Source organism: Erwinia persicina NBRC 102418, assembly GCF_001571305.1.
Taxonomy (GTDB): Bacteria; Pseudomonadota; Gammaproteobacteria; order Enterobacterales; family Enterobacteriaceae; genus Erwinia; species Erwinia persicina.
Genome location: NZ_BCTN01000004.1, coordinates 61,586 through 85,494 on the forward strand (window position 1 = coordinate 61,586; position 23,909 = coordinate 85,494).

The following is a 23,909-nucleotide window of genomic DNA, read 5'->3' on the forward strand; positions in this document are numbered from 1 at the left end:
TGTACTCTCTAAAGCGGTAAAGCGGCAGAAGCCGGCTTAATCATCATTTCCCAGCTCAACAGCTGCTCTGTCAGCAGCAGTTCGCGATTGACGGCGACTACCGTCAACAAACGGTCACGGCAAATCATCCACTGACGCAGGCTGGCATCTATGGCGCTGGCCGGAAGCATCCCGGCGATATGCATCACTTCGCTCTGGCGATCGACGTTGGTGATAAAAGAGGCGCCGCCCTGCTGCCATTTCACCGCATCCACCAGCAAGGAACAGAGCCAGCCGATACGCTGCGCAACATTATCATGGTGCAGCACCGGGAGCAGGCTCAGCATATCCCCCTGCAGGGCCACAGGCAGCGCCTGACAAAGCAGATCGCGCTGATGCCAGATTTTTTCTTCCAGCAGCGTCAGCGCAGCCGCAGGCGCTCCCCCCGACAGCCTCAGCGCGGCAGCGCGTTCGTTCAGCCCGGCAGGGCACTGTTTTTGTAACCATTGCAGACTCTGGGCTTCGTCAGGAGGTGCCAGGTGCCACAGCAGACAGCGGCTGCGCAGCGTCGGTAACAGCCGGGAGGGCTCACGACTGCTCAGTAAAAACCAGGTATTCTTCGGCGGCTCCTCCAGGGTTTTCAGAAGGGCGTTGGCTGCGGCCTCGGTCAGTTGCCCGGCATCCGGCAGCCAGACCACCTTCGCCCCCCCCTGCTGGGCATGATGATACAGCTTCTCGGTCACGCCACGGATAGCATCTACCCCGAGAGAACTCTTGCCCTTTTCCGCCTCCAGGCGATACCAGTCAGGGTGCGTTCCGGCCAGCATCAGCTGACAGGCGTGACATTCTCCGCAGCTTTTCAGCCCCTGCGGATGCCTGCACATCAGCCAGCGACTGATTCCCCAGACCAACGCATCATCGCCCATCCCCGCAAGCGCCTGGATCAGCAGTGCATGGTGACCCCGCTGCTGTTGATGCTGGCTGAGGATTTGACGATAGCTGTGATTCAGCCACGGATACCAGTTCATTGCTGTTCCTGTAACCACTGGCCAAGCACCTGCCGCAGTGAGGCAGTCACCTGCTCAAGCGGCTGCGTGGCATCCACCGTTTTGATGCGGGCGTCGGCCGCAGCGAGTTCCAGATAGCGATCGCGGGTGCGGGTGAAGAAATTCAGGGACTCCTGCTCAATACGATCGAGTGCTCCGCGCGCCCGCGCGCGCTGCAGGCCAATTTCTGGCGTCACATCCAGATACAGCGTCAGGTCCGGGGAAAAGTCGCCCAACACCGCCTGCTTCAGGCTGTTCATCAGGCCGGTATCCATTTGCCGACCGCCGCCCTGATAGGCCTGCGAGGAGAGATCGTGGCGGTCGCCCACCACCCAGGCACCCCGTGCCAGAGCAGGTTTGATGACGTTCTCCACCAGTTGAACCCGTGCGGCGTACAGCATCAGCAGTTCGGCGCGATCGGTTACCGGTTCATCACTGATACCCTGCTTAATCAGCTCGCGCAGCTTTTCCGCCAGCGGTGTACCGCCGGGTTCGCGGGTGAAAACAATGTCGTTAATGCCATGGCGCTGAAGTTCGCTGACCACTGCATCACGGGCGGTGGTTTTCCCTGCGCCTTCCAGGCCTTCAATAACGATAAATTTACTGTTCATTTTTTTCCTTCATCGCCAGGCGATAGACCTGCACGGCTTTATTATGGCTGGCCAGGTTAGTGGTAAAGGTATGTCCCCCTTTTCCATCGGCCACAAAATAGAGGAAGTTGGTCTTATCGGGATGCGCGGCGGCGGCCAGCGAGGCTTTACCCGGCATGGCGATTGGCCCCGGCGGTAGCCCGTTAATGGTGTAGGTATTATACGGCGTGGGTGTTTCCAGATCTTTACGCGTCAGGGTGCCCTTGTAACTGTCACCCATGCCATAGATCACGGTCGGATCGGTTTGCAGACGCATTCCGAGGCGCAGCCGGTTAATAAATACCGAGGCGACCCGGGTACGTTCGGCGCTGACAGCCGTCTCTTTTTCAATGATTGAGGCCATGGTCAGCATATCATTTTTACTTTTATACGGCAGGTTATCCATTTTTCCCTGCCACTCGCTGTCCACCAGACTGACCATGCGGTCGTGGGCACGTTTCAACAACGCGACGTCAGTGGTGTTCGCCGTGTAGAGATAGGTATCAGGGTAGAACCAGCCCTCAACTCCCGCCTCTTCACCTTCCAGCTTCAGCGCTGACGCCACGCTGCTCAGTTCATCATCTGGCAACGTATGTTTGATATAAGGCGCATGCCGCAGTTGGCTCAGCCACTCCTGCATCCGCGTCCCCTCCACAAAGCGCAGTGGGAACTGCGCCTCCTTTCCACTCGCCAGCAGGGCCAGCATCTCGCGGACAGTCATCTCGGGGGTGAAGCGGTAGGTTCCGGCTTTAAATTTTGCCAGTTCGGGCTCCAGTTTCAGCAGTATGCCAAACCACGGGCCACGCTGTACAATATGCTTTGACTCAAGCTGTGCCTCCAGCACTACGCGTCCTGAACCCGCAGGCAGAGTAAATATCGTTTCCCTGTCCACCGTTAACCGGGAATCAGCAAACTGCCGCGTCTGCCAGTAGCCATATGCCGCCACCAGCAGGACAACTGCCAGTAGCACCACAATACTCTTTCGGATTTTAGTCATAACGGTCCCGCGTCATTCAAAAAAGGGGGGTTGAGCAGATTAAACAGCTGCCGGGAGGCGTAACGCCATTGTTCTGCCTGATAAACCGGCAACACTGGCATCAGGGCATTGGTGATCAGCACTTCTTCTGCGGTAGCCAGTACATCCATTTCGGCACGCACTTCTTTCAACCTGAAGCCCAGCTGAACAACCTGCCGCATGACACGCTGGCGCTGTATGCCATTCACCCCGGAGGTACTGAGATCGGGCGTAAACACCTGATTTCCCGTACGCCAGAATAAATTAGCCGCACAGCATTCCACCAGCATAGCGTCACTGTCAAGCACCAGCGCCTCATCGGCAGCAGTCTGGTCAAGCTCTGTACGGATCAACACCTGTTCAAGCCGATTAAGATGTTTGATGCCGGCAAGCTGCGGATTTTTGCCCAACCGGATGCTACTCAGGGCAAGTCGCGCACCGGTTTCCCGTAGCGAATGATAGCGGGACGGGTAGTCTGATAATGAAATAATGCGGGCGGGCTGACTGCACCCCGCCGCACTGTAGCCGCGTCCCCCGCTGCCGCGCGTCAGGATCACTTTCAGCACACCATCATCCCGGGTGGCCGCCGCGCCGATCATTTCGCTTTCCAGTCGCTGCCAGTCAACGCCGCCGATCTTCAGACGTTCACAGGCCTGCTGCAAACGCGTCAGATGTGCCTCAGTCTGTACTATTTTCCCCTGGTGGATGCGAGCCGTCGTAAAACAGCCATCTCCGAACTGCACTGCGCGGTCGCGGGCGTCAATACTGTCTCCCGGCACACCATTGACCCAAACCATGATCAGTCTCCGTTATCATCCTCTGCCCAGATTACCTGCCAACCCCGCCAGAATCATCTGATTGTCTCACCCAAACCACCTGAAAAAAAAGGCCCGCACTGTGCGGGCCTTTCAGTCAGTCAGAGAAAACTTAAATCTTACGGAAAATCAGCGACCCGTTGGTGCCGCCGAAGCCGAAGGAGTTACACAGCGTGTACTCCAGACCTGAGGTCTGACGTGCTGTATGCGGAACGAAATCCAGGTCACAGCCTTCATCCGGATTATCCAGGTTGATGGTAGGTGGGACCACCTGGTCACGCAGAGCAAGAATGGAGAAGATCGACTCTATCGCGCCCGCCGCCCCTAACAGGTGACCGGTCATGGATTTCGTCGAGCTGACCATCACGCTGTTAGCGCTGGCACCAAAGACCGATTTCACGGCCTGGGTCTCAGCTTTATCACCGGCCGGCGTTGAGGTGCCGTGCGCGTTGATATAGCCGATTTGCTCCGGGGAGAGTTGCGCATCTTTCAGCGCGTTCACCATCGCGAGGGCCGCGCCCGCACCGTTTTCCGGCGGCGAGGTCATGTGGTAAGCATCGCTGCTCATGCCAAAACCAACGATTTCCGCGTAGATTTTTGCACCGCGTTTTTTCGCATGCTCATACTCTTCCAGCACCACCAGGCCTGCACCGTCACCCAGTACAAAGCCGTCACGATCTTTATCCCACGGACGGCTTGCCGCCTGCGGGTTATCGTTGCGGGTTGAAAGCGCACGTGCCGCACCAAAACCACCCACACCCAGCGGGGTACTGGCTTTTTCAGCACCACCAGCCAGCATGACATCGGCATCGTTATACGCAATGATACGCGCAGCATGACCAATGTTATGCACGCCAGAAGTACAGGCAGTCGCGATGGAGATACTTGGGCCTTTCATGCCAAACATGATCGTCAGGTGACCTGCAATCATGTTAACAATGGTCGACGGAACAAAGAACGGGCTGATTTTACGTGGGCCACCATTCACCAGTGAGGTGTGGTTTTCTTCGATCAGTCCAAGACCGCCAATGCCGGAGCCAATAGCAGCGCCAATACGATCGGCGTTCTCTTCGGTGATTTCCAGGCCGGAATCCTGCATGGCCTGAATGCCAGCGACAATCCCATATTGGATGAACGCGTCCATCTTGCGCTGATCTTTGCGCGAGATGAATTCATCACAATCAAAATCTTTTACTAAGCCAGCAAAACGCGTTGCGTAGGCACTAGTATCAAAATGGTCGATGAGGCTGATGCCACTCTGACCGGCAACAAGAGCATTCCAGGTGGACTCTACGGTATTGCCGACAGGAGACAACATGCCAAGACCAGTCACAACTACACGACGCTTAGACACGTTCGTCCTCCAGGGAGGGAAAAGTTGACACTGTGTGGGACGTTCAGAAAAAACTCAGGCGGTCGAATGACCGCCTGGAGATGCTCACTTATGCCTGGTGACCATTGATGTAATCAATAGCAGCCTGAACGGTAGTGATTTTCTCAGCTTCTTCGTCCGGAATCTCGGTGTCGAACTCTTCTTCCAGAGCCATTACCAGCTCAACGGTATCAAGAGAATCAGCGCCCAGATCTTCTACAAAAGAGGCAGTATTAACAACTTCTTCCTGCTTAACGCCCAGCTGCTCGCCAATGATTTTCTTAACGCGTTCTTCGATAGTGCTCATACTATTAAATTTCCTATCAAAACTCGCTTTCGCGATGGTTTTCGTAGTGTATAAAATGTTGAAAAAGATGCAACTAAATCCCGGCTGGTCCAACCACGATTTTACGCTATTTTGCGGCCTTAACCCCAAATAACGCAAATATTTTTCGTGATTTTCAGACCATGTACATTCCGCCATTGACGTGCAGCGTCTCACCAGTGATGTACGCTGCCTCGTCAGAGGCTAAAAATGCAACGGCATTGGCGATTTCCTGCGCGCCGCCGAGGCGACCTGCAGGAACTTCCGCCAGAATGCCCGCACGCTGATCTTCGCTCAGTGCACGCGTCATGTCGGTTTCAATAAAACCAGGTGCCACGACGTTAACAGTAATGCCACGTGACGCGATTTCACGCGCCAGTGACTTGCTAAAGCCAATCAAACCCGCTTTTGCTGCCGCGTAATTTGCCTGACCCGCATTACCCATTGTTCCGACAACGGAGCCAATGGTAATAATTCGACCCGCACGTTTTTTCATCATGGCACGCATTACCGCTTTTGACAGACGGAATACTGAAGTCAGGTTCGTGTCCAGGATATCCTGCCACTCGTCATCCTTCATGCGCATCAGAAGATTATCACGCGTGATGCCTGCATTATTGACTAAAATGTCCACTTCGCCAAATTCGGCGCGAATATTTTCCAAGACGCTCTCAATCGAAGCAGAATCGGTCACATTCAACAGCAGGCCTTTACCGTTATCACCCAGATAGGTACTGATAGCGTCGGCACCGCTTTGGCTGGTTGCAGTTCCCACCACTTTGGCACCGCGTGCCACCAGGGTTTCTGCAATCGCACGGCCGATCCCACGGCTTGCACCGGTGACCAGCGCGATTTTACCTTCGAAGTTCATGTTTATCTCCGTGTTATTGTTCTAGCGCCGCTGACAAGCTGGCCGGGTCGTTTACCGCCGTCGCTGTCAGGGTGTCAACAATACGTTTCGTCAACCCGGTCAATACTTTCCCCGGACCCACTTCCAGCAGCGACGTAACGCCCTGCCCGGCCATAAATTCGACACAGCCGGTCCAGCGTACCGGATTATACAACTGACGCACCAGCGCACTGCGGATAGCGTCCGCTGATGTCTCGCACTTCACATCAACGTTATTGACCACCGGGAAGGCCGGTGCATTGAAGGTCAGTGCATCCAGCGCTGCGGCTAATTTATCTGCGGCAGGCTTCATCAGGGCACAGTGTGACGGTACGCTGACAGGCAGTGGCAGTGCGCGCTTCGCGCCGGCGGCCTTACAGGCAGCACCGGCACGCTCAACGGCTTCTTTATTGCCGGCAATCACCACCTGGCCTGGTGAATTGAAGTTCACCGGAGACACCACCTGCCCTTGAGCAGACTCTTCACAGGCTTTGGCGATGGAAGCATCGTCCAGGCCAATAATGGCCTGCATGGCCCCTGTCCCTTCCGGAACCGCTTCCTGCATGAGTTTGCCACGCAGTTCAACCAGTTTAATCGCATCTGCAAACGCAATGACACCTGCACAAACCAGCGCACTGTACTCACCCAGGCTGTGCCCTGCAAGCATTGACGGCGCTTTTCCGCCTTTTTCCTGCCAAACGCGGAAAATGGCAACAGATGCAGCCAATAAAGCAGGCTGTGTCTGCCAGGTTTTGTTCAGTTCTTCAGCAGGGCCTTGTTGCACCAGCTGCCAGAGATCGTAACCCAGTACGTCTGAAGCTTCCCGGAAGGTTTTTTCCACAATCGGGTTGGCGGCTGCCAGATCGGCCAACATCCCCACGGTTTGCGAACCCTGCCCCGGGAAAACCATTGCAAATTGCGTCATTGTGATTTCCTGTTAATTAAAAGCGAACCAGTGCGGAACCCCAGGTGAACCCACCACCAAAAGCTTCCAACAGAATTAACTGACCACGCTGAATACGGCCATCACGTACCGCTTCATCAAGGGCGGTCGGCACGGAAGCTGCCGACGTGTTGCCGTGACGATCGAGCGTCACGACCACTTTATCCATGTCCATGCCCAGTTTACGGGCAGTGGCGCTGATAATACGCAGATTGGCCTGATGCGGAACAAGCCAGTCGATCGATGAACGATCGAGCTTATTAGCTTCCAGCGTCTCATCAACGATGTGCGCGAGCTCAGTGACCGCCACTTTAAACACTTCGTTACCTGCCATGGTGACGTAAGCCGGGGTGTCCTGATTAGCACGATCCTGATTCGGCAGCGTCAGCAGCTGGCCATAGCGACCATCGGCGTGGAGATGCGTGGAGATAATCCCCTGCTCTTCGCTTGCCCCCAGCACCACAGCCCCTGCGCCATCACCAAACAGAATGATCGTGCCACGATCGTTCGGATCGAGCATACGAGCCAGAACATCCGCCCCAATCACCAGCGCGTGTTTCACTGCGCCGTTCTTGATGTATTGATCGGCCACGCTCAGTGCATAGGTAAAACCTGCACAGGCGGCCGCAAGGTCAAAGGCCGCGGCATCTTCGATCTCCAGCATCTGCTGGATCATGCAGGCTGAACTGGGGAAAGCATGGCTTGAGGACGTTGTTGCCACCACAATCAGGCCAATATCATTTTTATCGATACCGGCCATTTCCAGCGCACGCTCAGCGGCATGGAAACCCATGGTCGCCACGGTTTCATCCGGGCCGGCAATACGACGTTCACGAATGCCAGTGCGGGTGACAATCCACTCGTCTGACGTTTCAACCATTTTTTCCAGATCGGCGTTAGTCCGCACCTGCTCGGGCAAATAGCTGCCCGTACCGATAATCTTCGTATACATGTACGCTCAGTCACTCTTAGGTAATACAGCTTGAAGGCGGGCAGCAATCCGCTCGGGAACTTGCCGCCGCACCGCCTGCTCTGCCTGTTGGATCGCCACGGTAAATGCGCGTTGATTTGCCGCACCGTGGCTCTTAATCACGGTGCCGCGCAATCCTAACAGACAGGCGCCATTGTACTGGTCGGGGTTAAGGTGGCCGAATTTCTTTGTCAGGCGCTTCTGGATCCAGCGCCCCAGTAACCTCAACCACCAGGCCTTCTTTTTACCTTCGCCCTGTGATTTCAACAGCGAAAGAAACATTCTTACCACGCCTTCCATCGTTTTCAGCGTGACGTTGCCGACAAAACCATCGCAAACCAGCACGTCTGTCTTACCGGTAAGAAGATCGTTGCCTTCAAGGTATCCAATATAGTTAAGTTCTGGCGTTGCGCGCAGGATAGCCGCGGCATCACGGATCGAACTTAACCCTTTAGTCTCTTCCTGACCAATATTCAGCAATGCCACTCTGGGCCGCTCAATGGCTAAAACTTCTTCAGCCATAACGGCGCCCATAACGGCAAACTGCACCAGCATGGCACTGTCTGAATCGACGTTAGCCCCTAAATCCAGAACCACCGTTCTCCCCTGCTGCTGATGAGGCAACACGGTCATTAACGCCGGGCGATCGATGCCGTCCAGCGGTTTTAATAATAATTTAGCCAGCCCCATCAGCGCGCCGGTATTGCCTGCGCTGATGCACGCCTGTGCCTGCCCTTCTTTCACCTGCTCCAGCGCAATTCGCATGGAGGTTCCGCGACTGGCGCGAATGGCCTGTGAGGGCCTGGCATCACTGGCAATAACCGATTCGGCAGCAATAATCTGCAGACGCGCCCGGAGGGTTGAATCAGCTTTGGCGAGTAATGACGTGATGGTGTCGGGATCGCCGACCAGAAGGAGATGCAGATGCGGATTAGATTCCAGTGCCTGCAGTGATGCAGGCACTGTCACGCAGGGACCGAAATCCCCGCCCATGGCATCTATCGCCAGGGTCAACCGTGTCAAAGTAGCGCCGCGAACCGCGGAATTACTTAACGATGACCTTGCGACCGCGGTAGTAACCATCCGCAGTGATGTGGTGACGCAGATGCGTTTCGCCAGAAACTTTATCTACGGAAAGTGCTGCTGTGGTCAGCGCATCGTGTGAACGACGCATGCCACGTTTGGAACGGGTTGGTTTATTCTGTTGTACGGCCATGGACCTTACTCCTATTACTTACGCTTTAAACTGGCTAATACGGCAAATGGGTTTGGCTTTTCTGCCTCTGCAGGCAACTTGCCAAAGACCATGTCCGCCTCGGACACTTCACAGTGTTCAGAATCATGCACCGGAACGACAGGCAGGGCGAGAATGATTTCATCCTCTACCATTGCCAGCAGATCGGTTTCGCCAAACTCGTTGACGTTGATCGGCTCGTACGCTTCCGGCAGTGCTTCGGCCTGTTCGTCAGTGACGACCGGGCTGAAACAGTACGATACGTGGACGTGCTGTGGAAATGTCTTATTGCAGCGTTGGCAGCACAGCGTCACAGAGACTTCGGCCGTACCTTTCAGTACTGCCAGACGCTGTTCGTCAATCGCGAACGACATGACACATTCTACATCACTGTCCACACTCACTACCGACTCAGCAATCCGCTCAACCTGTTCAGGGGTGTAAACACCCTGGTAGTCCAGGCGTTTTTGAGCGGTACGAGCCGCATCGAGAGTCAGGGGTAATTTTACCTTTTGCATAGGGCGCGCATATTAACTTTGTAACGACATAGAGTCAAAGAAAAAGGCCGCATTACGGCATCTTTCACCCATGATTCGCATCCAGTGCGGCGCATAGTTTAAAATGCCTGTCACTGATTCGCTATCTATTATGGAAAAAATAATGCGACAACTGGTATTAGCCTCTACGTCGGATTACCGAAAAGCTTTATTAGCCAGGCTGGAACTGCCCTTTATTACCGCCGCCCCCGGGGTCGATGAAACCCCGCTGGCAGATGAAGATGCCACGCAGTTAGTGGTCAGACTGGCCTCTGCTAAAGCACAGGCGCTGGCACAGCGCTATCCTGACCACCTGATCATCGGTTCCGATCAGGTCTGCGTGGTAGCCGGAAAAATTTGCGGGAAGCCACACACCGAAGCCCGTGCCCGGGAGCAGTTGCGCGCCGCCAGCGGTCACAGCGTGGTGTTTTACACCGGGCTGGCGCTTTTTGATAGTCGCGACGGTTCATTGCAGGTGCTGTGTGAGCCCTTCAGCGTGGATTTCCGCACCCTGACAGAGAGTGAGATTGCTGCCTATGTAAGCAAGGAGCAGCCGCTGGACTGTGCCGGGAGCTTTAAAAGTGAGGGACTGGGCATCACGCTCTTCGACCGTCTGTCAGGGCGCGATCCCAATACACTGGTAGGACTGCCCCTGATCGCCCTGTGCGATATGCTGAGAACTGCAGGCGTCAATCCGCTGATGACAGTATAAGGAAGCAATGGATGAGGACGGCTATCGCCGTCCCTATGGCATCACGTCGGGAGCGTGGTTTTGCGTAATACTGCCAGACAGTGACGGAGCTCATCATCCAGCGGCGCTTCAACGCGCATGATTTCCCCGGTGCTGGGGTGAGTGAAACGCAGCGCAGCGGCATGGAGGAACAGGCGTTTAAGGCCAGTACCTTTCAGTTGCTGATTAAACTCCTCTTCACCATAGCGATCGTCAAAAGCGATAGGATGCCCGGCATGGAGCGTATGTACGCGGATCTGATGCGTACGGCCTGTCACCGGACTGGCTTTTACCAGCGTCGCCACCGCATAACGTTCTTCCACCTTAAACAGCGTTTCTGACGGTTTACCCTCACTGTTCACTTTGACGATACGCTCGCCACTTTGCAGAATATTTTTCAGTAAGGGTGCACGTACCGCCTTAACATGCGATGGCCACTGTCCGCGAACCAGCGCGAGGTAATCTTTCTGCATACCCTTTTCACGCAATTGTTCGTGCAGCGATCGCAGCGCAGAGCGTTTCTTGGCCACCAGAAGAATGCCGGATGTATCACGGTCAAGACGATGTACCAACTCCAGGAAGCGGGCATCAGGGCGCAGGGCACGTAATCCTTCGATGACGCCAAAGCTCAGGCCACTCCCTCCGTGAACGGCGGTGCCGGAAGGTTTGTTCATCACCAGAATATGCTCGTCTTCATAAATGATGGCATGTTCCAGCGCCGCCACCTTCGCCAGCTTGGGTGAAACATTATCATCTTCACGTTCCGCGACACGCACGGGAGGGATACGCAGCTCATCCCCGGCTTCCAGTTTATATTCAGGTTTGATGCGTTTTTTATTTACGCGCACTTCGCCTTTACGCAAAATGCGATAAATCATACTTTTCGGCACCCCTTTGAGATGGGTACGCAAAAAGTTATCGATACGTTGTCCTGCCTCATCGGCAGAAATGGCAACAAAATGTACGGCTGGAGTATTGGTTTTCATAGTTGGCGATTCTAAATAGTGCGCTGTGATAGCGCCACTTCTTTTTCTGTGCTTAACTGACAGAGACGGTACCGTTGGAAGTTATGATCGGTTTTTAGACAATATGCTGAAAAGCGCTGCAATACGTTCTAAAAGCTGAGAGAAACTTCTCACCTCGGATAAAGTCACCTTGCGATCACCGCCTTAGCAATGGAATAATATCTCCGCTTTTGGCGCTAAGACTTGTGAATGCAAGGGAATAGATAGCGTACACCCAATTGATTTCGTGTTGCAGCGAGGCGGCAAGCGAAAGAATCCCCGTGAGCGATCAAAGATCGTTTCCAGGGGTGAAGAAGAGCAGCCAACTGGGCTGTGGCTCGAAAGATTAAGGGTGAGAAATTTTGCAGGATAGCGCATACACGCAGCAATGGCGTAAGACGTATTGTGCAATCAGGCATTTAGCGGGCTGCGGGTTGCAGCCTGGACGATAAAACGGGATTGGTTCACCTGGTATTCTACTGGCGGTTCCCCCCACAAATGCGCTGTTTTTCCATATGTAAAACAGGCTACCGAGTATTTGCGCCCCTTTAGCTGCTGACAACCGGGAGGTTGACGGCTTTGCGATGAGACACGGGGTCATCGGTTTCTGACGTCCAGCGTTACTTTGCCCGCAGCTTTGTCACTAATGTAAGAATAATGAGTAAGTTACGATGAAAAGAATGTTGATAAACGCAACTCAACAAGAAGAGTTGCGTGTCGCCCTCGTTGACGGACAACGTCTGTACGATCTGGATATTGAAAGCCCTGGACACGAACAGAAAAAAGCCAACATCTATAAAGGCAAGATTACCCGCATTGAACCCAGCCTTGAAGCCGCATTTGTTGACTACGGCGCTGAACGGCACGGTTTCCTACCTCTGAAAGAAATTTCCCGCGAATACTTCCCTGCCAACTACAACGCCCATGGCCGTCCGAACATTAAGGATGTCCTGCGTGAAGGTCAGGAAGTCATTGTACAGATCGATAAAGAAGAACGCGGCAATAAAGGCGCTGCTTTGACTTCCTTTATCAGTCTGGCAGGAAGTTACCTGGTTCTGATGCCAAACAACCCCCGTGCTGGCGGCATTTCGCGCCGAATCGAAGGCGATGACCGCACCGAACTGAAAGAGGCGCTTTCCGCCCTGGAACTGCCAGACGGTATGGGCCTGATCGTTCGCACCGCGGGTGTGGGTAAATCAGCTGAGGCACTTCAGTGGGATCTCAGCTTCCGTATGAAGCACTGGGAAGCGATTAAAAAGGCGGCGGAAAGCCGTCCGGCACCTTTCCTTATCCATCAGGAAAGTAACGTTATCGTTCGTGCTTTCCGTGATTATCTGCGCCAGGACATCGGCGAAATTCTGATCGACAACCCGAAAGTGCTGGAGCTGGCTCGTCAGCATATTGCCGCGCTGGGCCGTCCGGATTTCAGCAGCAAAATCAAACTGTACACCGGTGAAATTCCGCTGTTCAGCCACTATCAGATCGAGTCGCAGATTGAATCTGCCTTCCAGCGCGAAGTGCGTCTTCCTTCCGGCGGCTCGATTGTTATCGACTCCACCGAAGCGCTGACCGCCATTGACATCAACTCTGCACGCGCCACGCGCGGCGGCGACATTGAAGAAACGGCGTTTAACACCAACCTTGAAGCCGCTGACGAAATTGCCCGCCAGCTGCGCCTGCGTGACCTGGGTGGCCTGATCGTTATCGATTTTATCGATATGACGCCAGTTCGCCATCAGCGTGCGGTTGAAAACCGTCTGCGTGAAGCCGTGCGTCAGGATCGTGCACGTATTCAGATTAGCCATATTTCACGTTTTGGCCTGCTGGAAATGTCGCGTCAGCGTCTCAGCCCATCGCTGGGCGAATCCAGCCATCACGTCTGCCCGCGCTGTAGCGGTACCGGTACAATCCGTGATAACGAATCCCTGGCACTTTCCATTCTGCGTCTGATTGAAGAAGAAGCGCTGAAAGAAAATACCAAAGAAGTGCATGCTATCGTTCCAGTCCAGGTCGCTTCTTATCTGCTGAATGAAAAGCGTGAAGCCGTCAGCGCGATCGAAAAACGTCAGGGTGGCGTTAAAGCGATTATCGTGCCAAACGATAACATGCAGACACCACACTACTCAGTGCTCCGCGTTCGCAGTGGTGAAGAGACTCAGACGCTGAGTTATCATCTGCCTAAACTACACGAAGCCGAAATGGCACTGCCTTCTGAAGAAGAGCATGCCGAGCGTAAGCGTCCTGAGCAACCTGCCCTTGCCGCCTTCGTTATGCCAGATGCTCCTCCAGCACCCCTGGAAGAATCCGCAGAAGTGGCCGTCACCCAGCCAGTTGAACAGCCTCAGGTTAAAGCCCCTGCGGCTGCCGAGCAGCCAGGTCTGGTGAGCCGCTTCTTCAGTGGACTGAAGAAACTGTTTGCTGGTGAAGAGAAACCTGCCGAACAGCCGCAGCCACAGGTCGTGGAAGAAAAAGCACCTGAAACTCCAGCTGCGCCGCGTGGCGAACGTCGTAATAACCGTCGCCAGAACAACAATCGTCGCGACCGCAACGGTGACCGCAACGATCGTAACGGTGAACGCAATGACCGTAACGGCGAGCGCAATGACCGTAATGGTGAACGTAACGACCGCAACGGCGAGCGCAATGACCGTAATGGTGAACGTAACGACCGCAACAGCGAACGTAACGACCGTAGTGGTGAACGCAACGACCGTAGTGCAGAGCGTACTGAGCGCGCACCGCGTGAGCGTAATAACGAATCACGGGAAGGGCGTGAAGACCGTCGTAATAACGGTAATAAGCGCAACGGTTCTCAGGTTGATGCCCGCAGCGAGCGCATGGTGCCTGACGAATTTGAACGCAGTGAAACAACGCAGGCTCGTCCACCGCGTCAGGAACGCCAGCGTCGTCGTCCAGGTCAGAACCAGGAAGAAAAACGCCCGGTTGTGCAGGAAGAGAAGATCGTTGAGCCGCTGATCGAAACCGCTGAGAATCTGGAAGAGCAGGAAGATAATGTACAGGTTATGCCGCGCCGTAAGCCGCGCCAGCTGAACCAGAAAGTCCGTATCGAAACCGCTGAACAGACTGCAGCACGCTCGTTTGACACGGAAGATACTGTTACGGCAGAACAACCTGGCGCCAGCGAAACGGTGACAGAAACCCCCGATACTGACGATCGCGACAGCAATAATATGCCGCGCCGTTCACGCCGGTCACCACGCCATCTGCGCGTAAGTGGTCAGCGTCGTCGTCGTTACCGTGACGAGCGTTATCCAACACAGTCACCGATGCCGTTGGCTAATGCCGCTTCATCACCAGAAATGGCGTCTGGCAAGGTGTGGATCACATATCCGGTAGCACAGGGTAGCGATCACGAAACGCATGAAGAACCGGGTCACTCCCTGGTACCTGCTTACGGCCACGCTGACGTTGATGCGCCACACGCTGCTGCAGCCGTAGCAGCCGCAGACAGCATCAGCAGCGCGACGGATGAAAGCCATGAACCTGCAGTTGTCGCTCCGGTTGCAGAAACGCCTGCAATTGAAGCTCCGGCAGCAGAACAGGCAGCCCCTGTACAGCACGCGGAGCCGCAGCCTGAAAATCTGCCCGAAATCACCCCGGTGATCGCAGAAGAGACGGCCGCCATTGATGCCCCTGTCAACGAAGAGCCGGCTGTTATTTCTGCTGCTGACGAAACCGTTGCAGAAGAGACCGCAGCCGCAGCGATTCCGGCAGAAGCAGAAGACGTTCAGCCAGAGCCGCCATTCGTTGCCGTTGATGCCGTGGCTGAAATTGTTGAAGAAGCCAAGCAGGCTGAACCTCAGCAACAGGCAGCAGAGATTGCTCACGCCGCGCCGGTTGAAGTCAGCGACGCGCTTGAGCAGCAGGTTGCTGAAGTGCTTCATGCACCAGAAGTGACCGCAGAGCCCGTAGTTGCTCAGGAACCGCATGCGCCTGTCCCTGCCCGAGATGAACCTGTCGCTGAAGCAGAGGCACCTGTCGCGGCTGAACCTGTCGTTAACGCACCGGTTGTCACTGAAACGGCTCCGGCTGAAACCGTGCCCGCTGCACAACCGGCTCAGAGTCACTTCAAGCTGCATGCTACTGCACCGATGACTAAAGCACCGGCTCCGGCTTACCAGCCAGAGGCCCCACGTCAGAGCGACTGGGTGCGTCCGGAGTTTAACTTTGAAGGTAAGGGATCGGCTGGCGGCCACGCGGCTACCCACCAGGCGACGGCTCCGGCCACACGTCCTTAATACCGGATAATGCGTCAATCAGGCCCTGACCTCTGGTCAGGGCTTTTTTTATGCCTTCACTTCACTGAATCCCTTTTTGTCTGTTTCACCCTCCCCCGGGCTGTGGCAGAGTGGCTGTCCTGTTTTCAACCCAAAGGCTGACAGCGTGACCGTTAAAAATATTCTCCTTACCGGGGCCAGTGGGCGCATCGGGCGCACCTTTTTCAATGCCATGAACGAGAGCTGGCGCTTCGTGCTGACCGACCTTAGTCTGCCGGCTTACGACGTGCCTTCTCCGCACCGGTTTATTCCTGCTGACCTCTCGCTGCCGGGGGTGGCTGCCGAGCTGTTGCGTGGAGAGACGTTTGATGCGGTGATTCATCTGGCCGGCATTCCCGATGCGGGTGCGGCTTTCGAAGACCTGCTGCCCGCCAATATTTTATCTACGACTTATCTGCTTAAAGCCGTGTCGCATACCCCCTGCCCGCGCTTTATTTTTGCCAGCAGCGCACAGACCATCGAAGGGTATCCTGAAGACGTGCAGATCCACCCGGGGATGGCGGTGGCTCCGGCCAATTTATACGGCGTGACGAAATGCTACGGGGAAGCACTCTGCTCCTTTTACGCTACTCAGCGCGGCATAAGCTGCGTGGCACTGCGGATAGGGGCATTTGAAACCCGCTGCGCCGCCAACCTGAAAAACGCCAGAGACTACAGCGCCTGGCTCAGTCCGGAAGATGGCGTCAGGCTGCTGACCGCAGCGGTAACGGCAGAAAATATTACGTTCTTTATTGGCTATGGAATTTCAGATAACCGGTTTAAACGATTTGATCTGAGTCAGACTCGCGAGGTGCTGGGCTATCAGCCCCGGGATAATGCTTTCAGCGAATTTGTCCCGGAACAGCCGCTCTTTTAACGGCGGCCAAAAAAAACCCGCTGCCAACAGAGAGCTGTCGGCAGCGGGACAAACTGAACGTACCCGGTTAAAGCACGTTCAAATTCCTGATGTCAGATTATCGATTCAGACTAAACAGTGACAGCTTGGACATCTGCTGGAACACGGTATAGGACGCCTGCAGGGCGGCCTGCTGCATGGTGTAACTGGAAATGGTTTCGGTAGTATCTGCGCCGATCAGTCCGCTGACCTTATTTTTCAGACTCAGCGTGGTGTCATCCCCTTTCGCATCCAGTTTCCCCAGTTCATCAAGATTGGTACCAATCTGTGCACGAACCGCTGACACGTTTTCCTGCGCATTTCGCAGACCGCGGTTAGCTTTGCCCATATTGAGGGCCTCGGCATCCACCGCCGCCTGGTCGGCATTTTCCAGCGGGACCTTCAGCGATTTGATCGCCGTATCCAGAATGGCAAAGATATTACTTTCACTGGCCGTACCGTCAGGCTCTTTCACCGCACTGCTGGTCAGTGAGTCGAATATCTGCGCACCGGTGTGGTTGATGATCAGCGTACGGCTGGCATCCACCTTCTGGGAAATGGGAGTATCCCCGCCCTGATAAGTGGTGTTTCCATTCGCATCCGTCACAAACGGTGGCGTATCACTTTCATAGCCGGCAAACACATAGCGGCCATTGCCGTCGGTGCTGTTAGCCAGGTTCAGCATCTGTGCACGAATCCCTTCTAACTGCGTCGCATAAGAGGCGCGGTCTGTGTCAGATAAGATACCGTTAGAGGCCGCGACCACAGTAGTCTGCGCACTGATGATCACGTCAACGGCCTGTTTCAGCGTGGTATCTTCCGTCGACTGATTCTGCGTGGCAAATACGCGCGCCGTCTTGTACTGAGCGGTTTCAGCCTGCGCCTGGGACACAACCACCGCCTGCGCGGCGGCCACCGGGTCATCCGACGGTCGGTTAACGCGGTTGCCGGTAGCAAGCTGTTCACCCACTTTCAGCCAGCTCGCCTGCGAAGTCTGAATGCCGCGCATCTGCTGGTCATAGATCATGCCGGTACTGAGTCGCATAGTATTAATTCCTCTGCAAAAAAATTAGCTGACAGCACCAATCAGTGACTGAAAAATGGTAGATGCGGTCTGCAATACCTGGGCGTTGGCCATGTAGTACTGCTGATAGCGCGTAAGGTTCGAATACTCTTCGTCGAGGTTAACCCCGGAAACCGACTGCTGCTGATTCGTCAGCTGCGTCACCACGGCCGTCTGGGTTTTACTGGTGGTTTCCAGCGTACTGGCCTTATTACCCACCTGAGCCACCAGACTGGCATAACCCTGCGTCAGGGTGCTTTTACCGTTAATGACGTTCGCGGTCTGCAGGCCCAGCAGCTTCTGCACGTTCTCATTGTTACTGGCCCCCCCCGTCGAACTGGCCGCAGCCAGTTTAGACTCCTCGGTCACCAGCACGCTCATGCCACTGACTACACTGGAAACAGGCTTGATGGTAAAGCTGTCTTTACTGGCGGGCAGCTGGTCATACGCAACGGAAAGACCGTCAAATGACAGCGTCTTCGCCGTTGCATCAACAGTTACCGTCGACTTGGTGTTATCCGACAGACGGGTTGCCGTCCAGTTCGTGCCATCGTAGCTGACAGAGTAGTCAGACGCCTGCACCCTGGTCGTATCACTCCACGTGGCCGTCAGGGACGCACCACCGGTATTGTTGGTGTTAGCCAGTACAGAAGGCGTGCCAAGACTAAAGAAAGCCCCGCCGGCATCGCCGTCACTATCTTTACCCTGCATATGCTGGGCATTAAAGCTGCTGCCCAGCGCCATCGCCAGCTGGCCAACCTGATTACGTGCGCCATCAAGATCGCTGCGGAAGGCCAGCAGTCCACCCAGTGAACCGGTGGTGATCAGTTTTTCAGAGAACTGCGTTTTTTGCCCTGTAGCCGGATCGACGGTCGCGAGTGTGGTACGCGCCGGATCGGCGCTGGACGGCACTGCCGCCAGCTGGCTGTAGGTGTCACCCTGCACCAGCGAGATACCGTTGCCGATGGAGATGTTGTAGCTGCCGCCGTTCTGCTGATTGACACTGACACCCACCAGCTTATTCAGTTCACTGACCAGCTGATCGCGCTGATCCAGTAAATTATTCGGCTCACTGCCAGCACCGGCGCCCTTCAGCTTGGTGATCTGCTGATTGACGTTAGCGATCTGTTTGGCGTAGTTATTAATCTGGTCGACGGTTGACTTCACCGAGGTGTTCACGCTGCTGTCGAGATTCGATAAATAGGTATCTGTCACCTGGAACTGATTCACCAGTCCCTGCGCTTTGCCGATCACGGCCTGGCGTGCAGAGGAGTCACTGGCATTACTGGACAGCGTCTGCAACGAACTGAAAAAGTCCTGCATATTGGTCGACAGGGTATTCGTGGTGCTGGAAAAGATGTCATCAAGACTGGAAACCTGACCGTACTGGGTGGTGATCGCACTGGACTGTGCGCTGGCCGCACGCAGCTGGTTGGTGATGAACTGATCGTATTCGCGATAGACTGTCGAGACATTCGCCCCGTTGCCGTAATAATTGTTACCGCTCAGGGTACTGTTCGCCTGAGCCAGCACGGTGGTCTGACGTGAATAACCGGTAACGGCATAGTTAGTGATGTTGTTACTGGTGGTATTCAGCGCGGCAGATGCGGCGCTTAACCCGCTCATCGCGGTATTAATTAAGTTTGCCATTTCGGTTCCTTGTTAACCGGCAACTGCGAGCCAGCATTGACGAATCGTTTGCCGGAGGCGGGTCAACCCCATCCGGCCTGAACAGGTTATCGGTTAAATGGGGGTAAACTTGAGCCTTCCCCCCAAATTTTTAAAACAAATCGCCAATATCCTGGCTATAGGCTTTGACCACTTTTTCACCCATGCTTTTGAACTGCTGGATCATACCGACCAGCTTTTGCGCATACTTGGGATCGGTGGCATAGCCCGCCGCCTGCAACGCCTGTGCGCCCTGCTCAGGCGAAGATGCCGTGGTCACTGCGGCGTAGCGCGGGTTGTTACTCAACAGTTTGACGTAGTCATTCAGGGCATCGAAATAGGAGTCATAAACGCGGAATTTCTGCTTCACCTTCTTCGCCTCACCGTTTTCGAATTCGGTGGTCATGATATCGGTGGTCTTGCCCTGCCAGCTGCCCGTGGCTTTAATGCCGAAGACGTTATAGCTCGGCTTACCGTCGCGGGTGAGGATCTGACGCTGACCCCAGCCGGATTCCAGCGCGGCCTGCGCGAGGATCAGGTGATGAGGAATACCGCTTTGCTCACTCGCTGCCTGCGCCGGTTTCGACAGCATGGCGATAAAGTCACCATTATCGCCCGACAGCGGCATCTCATGGGAAGAGAAACGCGGCACTGCCTTGCGGACAATCTGCTCCATTGCAATCGGCGGTAACGTGTTAATAAAGCTCTTATCCAGCGGCATCGGCACCGTACCCGCTTTTTCATTCAGCGGCTTCTGGCCTTCCATCTGTTTAACAATAAGATCCGCCAGACCGAGGCCTTTCGCCCCGATCTGCTGGCCAATCTGCTGATCGTACATGGAGGTATAAAGCCGCGTCTGCTCGCTGCTCATCAGACCATCCTGAGGCAGCGCCTGGCGCATACTTTTCAACATCATCTGTACAAACATCCCTTCGACCTGTTTGGCCACTTCCCGCGCATGGGCTTTCGGATCGTTGCCCGCCAGGCGTTTCAGGTTGTTTAGCGAGCGGCTGTCATACGCCGCACTGGTCAGAGACTGGCTATGGTCGGTCATCAGATAATTTCCAGTTTTGCGTGCAGACAGCCTGCGCTTTCCATGGACTGCAGAATCGACATCAGGTCGATAGGCGTTGCGCCCAGCGCGTTAAGCGCCCGCACTACGCTGTTCAGGTTGGCGCTGGCATTAACCGTCTGTAACGCCCCACCGCTCTGACGCAGATCGATCTGAGTCTGTGGTGTCACCACCGTCTGACCGCCGCCAAACGGCGTGTCCGGCTGGCTGACGTTTTGCGTCTGGTTCACGGTGACCGACAGGCTGCCCTGCGCGATGGCGCACTGTGTCAGCATCACTTCACGGTTCATAACCACCGAGCCGGTACGTGAGTTGATAATAACTTTGGCATCCTGAATGGGTACCGAGACGTCAATGTTCTGAATGTCTGCCAGCAGGCGCACCTGAGAAGTGCTGTTCGCTGACGAGCGGATTTGCACGGTGCGGCCGTCAACGGCCTGGGCCATGCCGTAACCGCCCCGGCTGTTAATGGCATCGCTGATGCGCTGTGCCATGCTGAAGTCTTCCTGGTTGAGGTAGAGGCTGACCACGTTGCTGGTACCGAAGTTATTCGGCAGCTCACGCTCAATGGTGGCACCGCCGGTGATCCGCCCGCCATTAACCTGGTTCACCTGTACGCTGCTGCCGCCGGCCGCCGCGCTGGCTCCGCCAATCAAAATGTTACCCTGTGCCAGCGCATATACCTGGTTATCCACCCCTTTCAGCGGCGTCATCAGCAGCGTACCGCCGCGCAGGCTTTTAGCGTTCCCCATGGAAGACACCACGACGTCCAGCACCTGACCCTGACGGCCAAACGCCGGCAGCTTGGCAGTGACCATCACCGCCGCCACGTTTTTCAACTGCATATTGGTGCCCGTCGGCACGGTGATCCCCAGTTGCGAAAGCATGTTGCTCAGGCTCTGTGTGGTAAACGGCGTCTGCGTCGTCTGGTCACCGGTGCCATCCAGCCCCACCACCAGGCCGTAGCCGATAAGGGAGTTATCGCGCACGCCGCCCACCGTCGTGAGATCGCGAATACGATCGGCCTGAGCCAGGGTGCTGAACCCCACCATCAGCAGCAGGGCAAATCGAATCAGTACATTACGCATTAAAACCTCTTACATCGGTGATATGTTCAGGAAGAACCGCTGCAGCCAGCCCATGTTCTGCGCTTCATTGATATAGCCGTTACCGACGTATTCAATGCGGGCATCGGCCACCTGGGTGGAAACAACGCTGTTGCTGGCGCTAATCGTGCGGGGGTTAACCACGCCGGAGAAGCGGATAAATTCAGTTCCCTGATTAATCTCAATCTGTTTCTCACCGACCACATTCAGGTTGCCGTTCGGCAGGACCTGATTAACGGTAACGGTGATGGTGCCGGTAAAGGTGTTGTTCGCCGAAGCGCCCCCTTTGCCAGAAAAATCATTTTTGCCTTCCCCGGCGAAGGTGGCTTTATCGCCGCCCAGCAGTCCGACCAGGGCACGCGGTGTGGCAGACAGCCCAAAGCTGCTGCTGCCATCACGTCCGGCATTGGCTGAAGAACTCTTACTCGCGCTGACATTTTCCTGCAGCGTGATGGTTAACGTGTCGCCAATATTACGCGGGCGGCGATCCTCAAACAGCGGCTGATAGCCGTAGTTCATCGGCATCACGCCCTGAAAAATAGAGCCGTTGACCAACGCAGGCGAAGCAGGCATCGGCTGGGCCGTTGTCGAACCTTCCACCAGTGGCTTACGGGGAACTAACGCACAACCGTTAAGCGTTAGCAGCAGCGTGGCCACTAACAAACGTCCAGGCAATGAGATCTGCTGCGCCATGGATATAAACCTTTCATTACGAGAATATTTTATTAACGGGCCGGGCAAGCCCGGCACCTGTAACGGTCAGACAGGCCGTTTTACACTTACAGCTGAGTCAGCTTCGCCAGCATCTGGTCAGACGTACTGACCGCCTTACTGTTAATTTCGTAAGCGCGCTGAGTCTGGATCATGCTGACCAGCTCTTCCGCTACGTTAACGTTCGACGTTTCAACGTATCCCTGATACAGCGTACCCGCGCCGTTGTTACCCGGGTTACTTTCCGTAGGTGCACCGGACGCCTGCGTTTCCTGGTACAGGTTCTCACCCATACTTTCCAGACCGGCGTCATTGATAAAGGTGCTCAGCGTCAGCTGACCTACCTGTACCGGGTTGGTCTGCCCCTGCTGCGTGACGCTCACCACACCGTCACGGCTCACCGTCATGCTCAGCGCATTCGGGGGGATCGTGATGGCAGGCTGCACCGGGAAGCCCCCGTTAGTGACCAGCTGGCCATTCTGATCGGTCTGGAATGAGCCATCACGGGTATAGGCTGTGGTGCCATCAGGCATCTGCACTGAGAAGAACCCCTGCCCGCTGATGGCAACATCTTTCGATGAATCGGTCTGCGACAGGTTTCCCTGATTATGCAGACGCTCAGTGGCGACCGGACGGACACCCGTACCAATCTGTAAACCTGAAGGCAGCGTTGTCTGTTCTGACGACTGAGCCCCCGGCTGACGCAGGGTCTGGTACATCAGGTCTTCGAACACCGCGCGCTGACGTTTAAAACCGTTGGTGCTGACGTTTGCCAGGTTGTTGGCAATAACGTCCATATTGGTCTGCTGGGCGTCAAGGCCGGTTTTGGCAATCCATAAAGAACGGATCATGTGTTATTCCTCTGGTCAGCTCATTGACAGCAGCTGGTTAGCTCTTTGTTCGTTTTCATCGACGCTGGAAATCACTTTCATCTGCATCTCGAAACGACGCGCATTGGCAATCATATCGACCATGGTCTGTGTGGTGCTGACGTTACTGCCTTCCAGCACGCCCGGCATCACTTTCATGGTCGGGTCAAGCGGCAGGGTGGCACCGCGCTGCGCCACGGCGCTGGCAGAGACGCGGAACATGCCGTCATCGCCGCGCGTCAGCTCACTGCCGGTGGCCTGTACCAGTTTGAGGCGGCCCAACTGGACTGTCGCATTCGGTGCATCGCCCGGATTCAGCGCGGTAATCGAACCGTCAGCCGCGATGGTGAGTTCCGCACCCTGCGGGACAGCAATCGGCCCGCCATCGCCCATCACCACATTGCCCTGTACGGTCAGCTGTCCGGCCGGGCTGACTTCCATATTGCCGTTGCGGGTGTAGGCTTCGGTGCCGTCGGCAGTCTGCACTGCCAGCCAGCCGTCACCCTGCATCGCCACGTCCAGCGCACGCTCGGTATAGTCCAGCGCGCCCTGCGTCATATCGGCTCCCGGCGTCGATGCCGTGACCAGCGTACGGGTCGGTAGTGACAGCCCCTCAACCGGAACTGCACGCGCCGCACTAAGCTGCGCCCGGAATCCCGGCGTGGCGGCGTTGGCCAGGTTGGCCGCTGTCACTGCCTGCTGATCGAGGGTCTGACTGGCAGCCCCCATTGCGGTATAGATTGCGTGATCCATTGGACTCC

General features: G+C 55.5%; 23 protein-coding genes. 3 read left to right on the plus strand and 20 right to left on the minus strand.

Features of this window, described 5'->3' with window-relative positions; translation table 11 throughout:
- Nucleotides 1-8: 8 nt before the first annotated feature.
- The 12 genes from holB to yceD all read right to left on the minus strand — a co-directional run bounded on the left by holB (nucleotide 9) and on the right by yceD (nucleotide 9,735).
- Nucleotides 9-1,007: a DNA polymerase III subunit delta' gene (gene holB, locus EPE01S_RS06130; protein ID WP_062743724.1), complete on the minus strand. Its 999-nt coding sequence runs from the start codon at nucleotides 1,005-1,007 to the stop codon at nucleotides 9-11.
- Nucleotides 1,004-1,636 (minus strand): dTMP kinase, encoded by a 633-nt coding sequence (gene tmk, locus EPE01S_RS06135; protein ID WP_062743725.1) that lies wholly within the window; start codon nucleotides 1,634-1,636, stop codon nucleotides 1,004-1,006. Before tmk ends, holB begins: the two co-directional genes overlap by 4 nt.
- Nucleotides 1,626-2,651, minus strand: a complete 1,026-nt coding sequence (gene yceG / locus EPE01S_RS06140) for a cell division protein YceG (protein WP_062743726.1) — start codon at nucleotides 2,649-2,651, stop codon at nucleotides 1,626-1,628. The genes tmk and yceG overlap by 11 nt, the downstream gene beginning before the upstream one ends.
- Entirely contained in the window at nucleotides 2,648-3,466 is an 819-nt protein-coding gene (gene pabC, locus EPE01S_RS06145) for an aminodeoxychorismate lyase (RefSeq protein WP_062743727.1), read from the minus strand. The genes yceG and pabC overlap by 4 nt, the downstream gene beginning before the upstream one ends.
- A gap of 130 nt (nucleotides 3,467-3,596) precedes the next feature.
- On the minus strand, nucleotides 3,597-4,838 hold the full coding sequence (gene fabF, locus EPE01S_RS06150) for a beta-ketoacyl-ACP synthase II (RefSeq protein ID WP_062743728.1): 1,242 nt from the start codon (nucleotides 4,836-4,838) through the stop codon (nucleotides 3,597-3,599).
- Between the two features lie 88 nt (nucleotides 4,839-4,926).
- Nucleotides 4,927-5,163, minus strand: a complete 237-nt coding sequence (gene acpP / locus EPE01S_RS06155; RefSeq protein WP_004157115.1) for an acyl carrier protein — start codon at nucleotides 5,161-5,163, stop codon at nucleotides 4,927-4,929.
- Nucleotides 5,164-5,317: 154 nt separating this feature from the next.
- Nucleotides 5,318-6,052 carry a 3-oxoacyl-ACP reductase FabG gene (gene fabG, locus EPE01S_RS06160; protein ID WP_062743729.1) on the minus strand — a complete coding sequence of 245 codons (735 nt, stop codon included), beginning with the start codon at nucleotides 6,050-6,052 and terminating at the stop codon, nucleotides 5,318-5,320.
- A gap of 13 nt (nucleotides 6,053-6,065) precedes the next feature.
- The gene (gene fabD, locus EPE01S_RS06165; protein ID WP_062743730.1) at nucleotides 6,066-6,995 is read right to left on the minus strand and encodes an ACP S-malonyltransferase; all 930 of its coding nucleotides are present in this window, start codon (nucleotides 6,993-6,995) and stop codon (nucleotides 6,066-6,068) included.
- A 16-nt stretch (nucleotides 6,996-7,011) separates the two neighbouring features.
- Nucleotides 7,012-7,965: a beta-ketoacyl-ACP synthase III gene (locus tag EPE01S_RS06170; RefSeq protein WP_062743731.1), complete on the minus strand. Its 954-nt coding sequence runs from the start codon at nucleotides 7,963-7,965 to the stop codon at nucleotides 7,012-7,014.
- 6 nt (nucleotides 7,966-7,971) lie between these two features.
- A complete protein-coding gene (gene plsX, locus EPE01S_RS06175; protein ID WP_062743732.1) occupies nucleotides 7,972-9,006 on the minus strand; it encodes a phosphate acyltransferase PlsX in 1,035 nt (344 codons plus the stop codon).
- A 22-nt stretch (nucleotides 9,007-9,028) separates the two neighbouring features.
- Entirely contained in the window at nucleotides 9,029-9,199 is a 171-nt protein-coding gene (gene rpmF / locus EPE01S_RS06180) for a 50S ribosomal protein L32 (protein WP_003849870.1), read from the minus strand.
- Nucleotides 9,200-9,213: 14 nt separating this feature from the next.
- A complete protein-coding gene (gene yceD / locus EPE01S_RS06185) occupies nucleotides 9,214-9,735 on the minus strand; it encodes a 23S rRNA accumulation protein YceD (RefSeq protein WP_062743733.1) in 522 nt (173 codons plus the stop codon).
- A gap of 142 nt (nucleotides 9,736-9,877) precedes the next feature.
- Here yceD and EPE01S_RS06190 point away from each other — a divergent pair, with 142 nt between their 5' ends.
- Complete coding sequence (locus EPE01S_RS06190) at nucleotides 9,878-10,465, plus strand: Maf family protein (RefSeq protein ID WP_084344167.1); 588 nt, start codon at nucleotides 9,878-9,880, stop codon at nucleotides 10,463-10,465.
- A 41-nt stretch (nucleotides 10,466-10,506) separates the two neighbouring features.
- On the opposite strand, the gene rluC is transcribed toward EPE01S_RS06190, so the two are convergent.
- A complete protein-coding gene (rluC, locus tag EPE01S_RS06195; protein WP_062743735.1) occupies nucleotides 10,507-11,469 on the minus strand; it encodes a 23S rRNA pseudouridine(955/2504/2580) synthase RluC in 963 nt (320 codons plus the stop codon).
- 689 nt (nucleotides 11,470-12,158) lie between these two features.
- Between rluC and rne the strand changes: the two genes are divergently transcribed.
- Nucleotides 12,159-15,746, plus strand: coding sequence for a ribonuclease E (rne, locus tag EPE01S_RS06200; protein WP_062743736.1), 3,588 nt, complete (start codon nucleotides 12,159-12,161; stop codon nucleotides 15,744-15,746).
- 145 nt (nucleotides 15,747-15,891) lie between these two features.
- The gene (locus EPE01S_RS06205; protein ID WP_062743737.1) at nucleotides 15,892-16,641 is read left to right on the plus strand and encodes an NAD-dependent epimerase/dehydratase family protein; all 750 of its coding nucleotides are present in this window, start codon (nucleotides 15,892-15,894) and stop codon (nucleotides 16,639-16,641) included.
- A 97-nt stretch (nucleotides 16,642-16,738) separates the two neighbouring features.
- On the opposite strand, the gene flgL is transcribed toward EPE01S_RS06205, so the two are convergent.
- The 7 genes from flgL to EPE01S_RS06240 all read right to left on the minus strand — a co-directional run bounded on the left by flgL (nucleotide 16,739) and on the right by EPE01S_RS06240 (nucleotide 23,901).
- Complete coding sequence (gene flgL, locus EPE01S_RS06210) at nucleotides 16,739-17,704, minus strand: flagellar hook-associated protein FlgL (RefSeq protein WP_062743738.1); 966 nt, start codon at nucleotides 17,702-17,704, stop codon at nucleotides 16,739-16,741.
- Nucleotides 17,705-17,728: 24 nt separating this feature from the next.
- Nucleotides 17,729-19,372, minus strand: a complete 1,644-nt coding sequence (flgK, locus tag EPE01S_RS06215; RefSeq protein WP_062743739.1) for a flagellar hook-associated protein FlgK — start codon at nucleotides 19,370-19,372, stop codon at nucleotides 17,729-17,731.
- Nucleotides 19,373-19,502: 130 nt separating this feature from the next.
- Nucleotides 19,503-20,444: a flagellar assembly peptidoglycan hydrolase FlgJ gene (gene flgJ, locus EPE01S_RS06220; protein ID WP_062743740.1), complete on the minus strand. Its 942-nt coding sequence runs from the start codon at nucleotides 20,442-20,444 to the stop codon at nucleotides 19,503-19,505.
- On the minus strand, nucleotides 20,444-21,550 hold the full coding sequence (locus EPE01S_RS06225; RefSeq protein WP_062743741.1) for a flagellar basal body P-ring protein FlgI: 1,107 nt from the start codon (nucleotides 21,548-21,550) through the stop codon (nucleotides 20,444-20,446). The genes flgJ and EPE01S_RS06225 overlap by 1 nt, the downstream gene beginning before the upstream one ends.
- 9 nt (nucleotides 21,551-21,559) lie before the next feature.
- Nucleotides 21,560-22,261 carry a flagellar basal body L-ring protein FlgH gene (locus tag EPE01S_RS06230; RefSeq protein WP_062743742.1) on the minus strand — a complete coding sequence of 234 codons (702 nt, stop codon included), beginning with the start codon at nucleotides 22,259-22,261 and terminating at the stop codon, nucleotides 21,560-21,562.
- Nucleotides 22,262-22,347: 86 nt separating this feature from the next.
- Complete coding sequence (flgG, locus tag EPE01S_RS06235) at nucleotides 22,348-23,130, minus strand: flagellar basal-body rod protein FlgG (protein WP_062743743.1); 783 nt, start codon at nucleotides 23,128-23,130, stop codon at nucleotides 22,348-22,350.
- A gap of 15 nt (nucleotides 23,131-23,145) precedes the next feature.
- Entirely contained in the window at nucleotides 23,146-23,901 is a 756-nt protein-coding gene (locus EPE01S_RS06240; RefSeq protein ID WP_062743744.1) for a flagellar basal body rod protein FlgF, read from the minus strand.
- Nucleotides 23,902-23,909: the final 8 nt, after the last annotated feature.

What these genes read in the sequence shown, in the direction of transcription:
- holB (WP_062743724.1), bottom strand. Translation starts at nt 1,007, where the DNA reads ATGAACTGGTATCCGTGGCTGAATCACAGCTATCGTCAAATCCTCAGC.
- tmk (WP_062743725.1), bottom strand. Translation starts at nt 1,636, where the DNA reads ATGAACAGTAAATTTATCGTTATTGAAGGCCTGGAAGGCGCAGGGAAA.
- yceG (WP_062743726.1), bottom strand. Translation starts at nt 2,651, where the DNA reads ATGACTAAAATCCGAAAGAGTATTGTGGTGCTACTGGCAGTTGTCCTG.
- pabC (WP_062743727.1), bottom strand. Translation starts at nt 3,466, where the DNA reads ATGGTTTGGGTCAATGGTGTGCCGGGAGACAGTATTGACGCCCGCGAC.
- acpP (WP_004157115.1), bottom strand. Translation starts at nt 5,163, where the DNA reads ATGAGCACTATCGAAGAACGCGTTAAGAAAATCATTGGCGAGCAGCTG.
- fabG (WP_062743729.1), bottom strand. Translation starts at nt 6,052, where the DNA reads ATGAACTTCGAAGGTAAAATCGCGCTGGTCACCGGTGCAAGCCGTGGG.
- fabD (WP_062743730.1), bottom strand. Translation starts at nt 6,995, where the DNA reads ATGACGCAATTTGCAATGGTTTTCCCGGGGCAGGGTTCGCAAACCGTG.
- EPE01S_RS06170 (WP_062743731.1), bottom strand. Translation starts at nt 7,965, where the DNA reads ATGTATACGAAGATTATCGGTACGGGCAGCTATTTGCCCGAGCAGGTG.
- rpmF (WP_003849870.1), bottom strand. Translation starts at nt 9,199, where the DNA reads ATGGCCGTACAACAGAATAAACCAACCCGTTCCAAACGTGGCATGCGT.
- yceD (WP_062743733.1), bottom strand. Translation starts at nt 9,735, where the DNA reads ATGCAAAAGGTAAAATTACCCCTGACTCTCGATGCGGCTCGTACCGCT.
- EPE01S_RS06190 (WP_084344167.1), top strand. Translation starts at nt 9,878, where the DNA reads ATGCGACAACTGGTATTAGCCTCTACGTCGGATTACCGAAAAGCTTTA.
- rluC (WP_062743735.1), bottom strand. Translation starts at nt 11,469, where the DNA reads ATGAAAACCAATACTCCAGCCGTACATTTTGTTGCCATTTCTGCCGAT.
- rne (WP_062743736.1), top strand. Translation starts at nt 12,159, where the DNA reads ATGAAAAGAATGTTGATAAACGCAACTCAACAAGAAGAGTTGCGTGTC.
- flgL (WP_062743738.1), bottom strand. Translation starts at nt 17,704, where the DNA reads ATGCGACTCAGTACCGGCATGATCTATGACCAGCAGATGCGCGGCATT.
- flgK (WP_062743739.1), bottom strand. Translation starts at nt 19,372, where the DNA reads ATGGCAAACTTAATTAATACCGCGATGAGCGGGTTAAGCGCCGCATCT.
- flgJ (WP_062743740.1), bottom strand. Translation starts at nt 20,444, where the DNA reads ATGACCGACCATAGCCAGTCTCTGACCAGTGCGGCGTATGACAGCCGC.
- EPE01S_RS06225 (WP_062743741.1), bottom strand. Translation starts at nt 21,550, where the DNA reads ATGCGTAATGTACTGATTCGATTTGCCCTGCTGCTGATGGTGGGGTTC.
- EPE01S_RS06230 (WP_062743742.1), bottom strand. Translation starts at nt 22,261, where the DNA reads ATGGCGCAGCAGATCTCATTGCCTGGACGTTTGTTAGTGGCCACGCTG.
- flgG (WP_062743743.1), bottom strand. Translation starts at nt 23,130, where the DNA reads ATGATCCGTTCTTTATGGATTGCCAAAACCGGCCTTGACGCCCAGCAG.
- EPE01S_RS06240 (WP_062743744.1), bottom strand. Translation starts at nt 23,901, where the DNA reads ATGGATCACGCAATCTATACCGCAATGGGGGCTGCCAGTCAGACCCTC.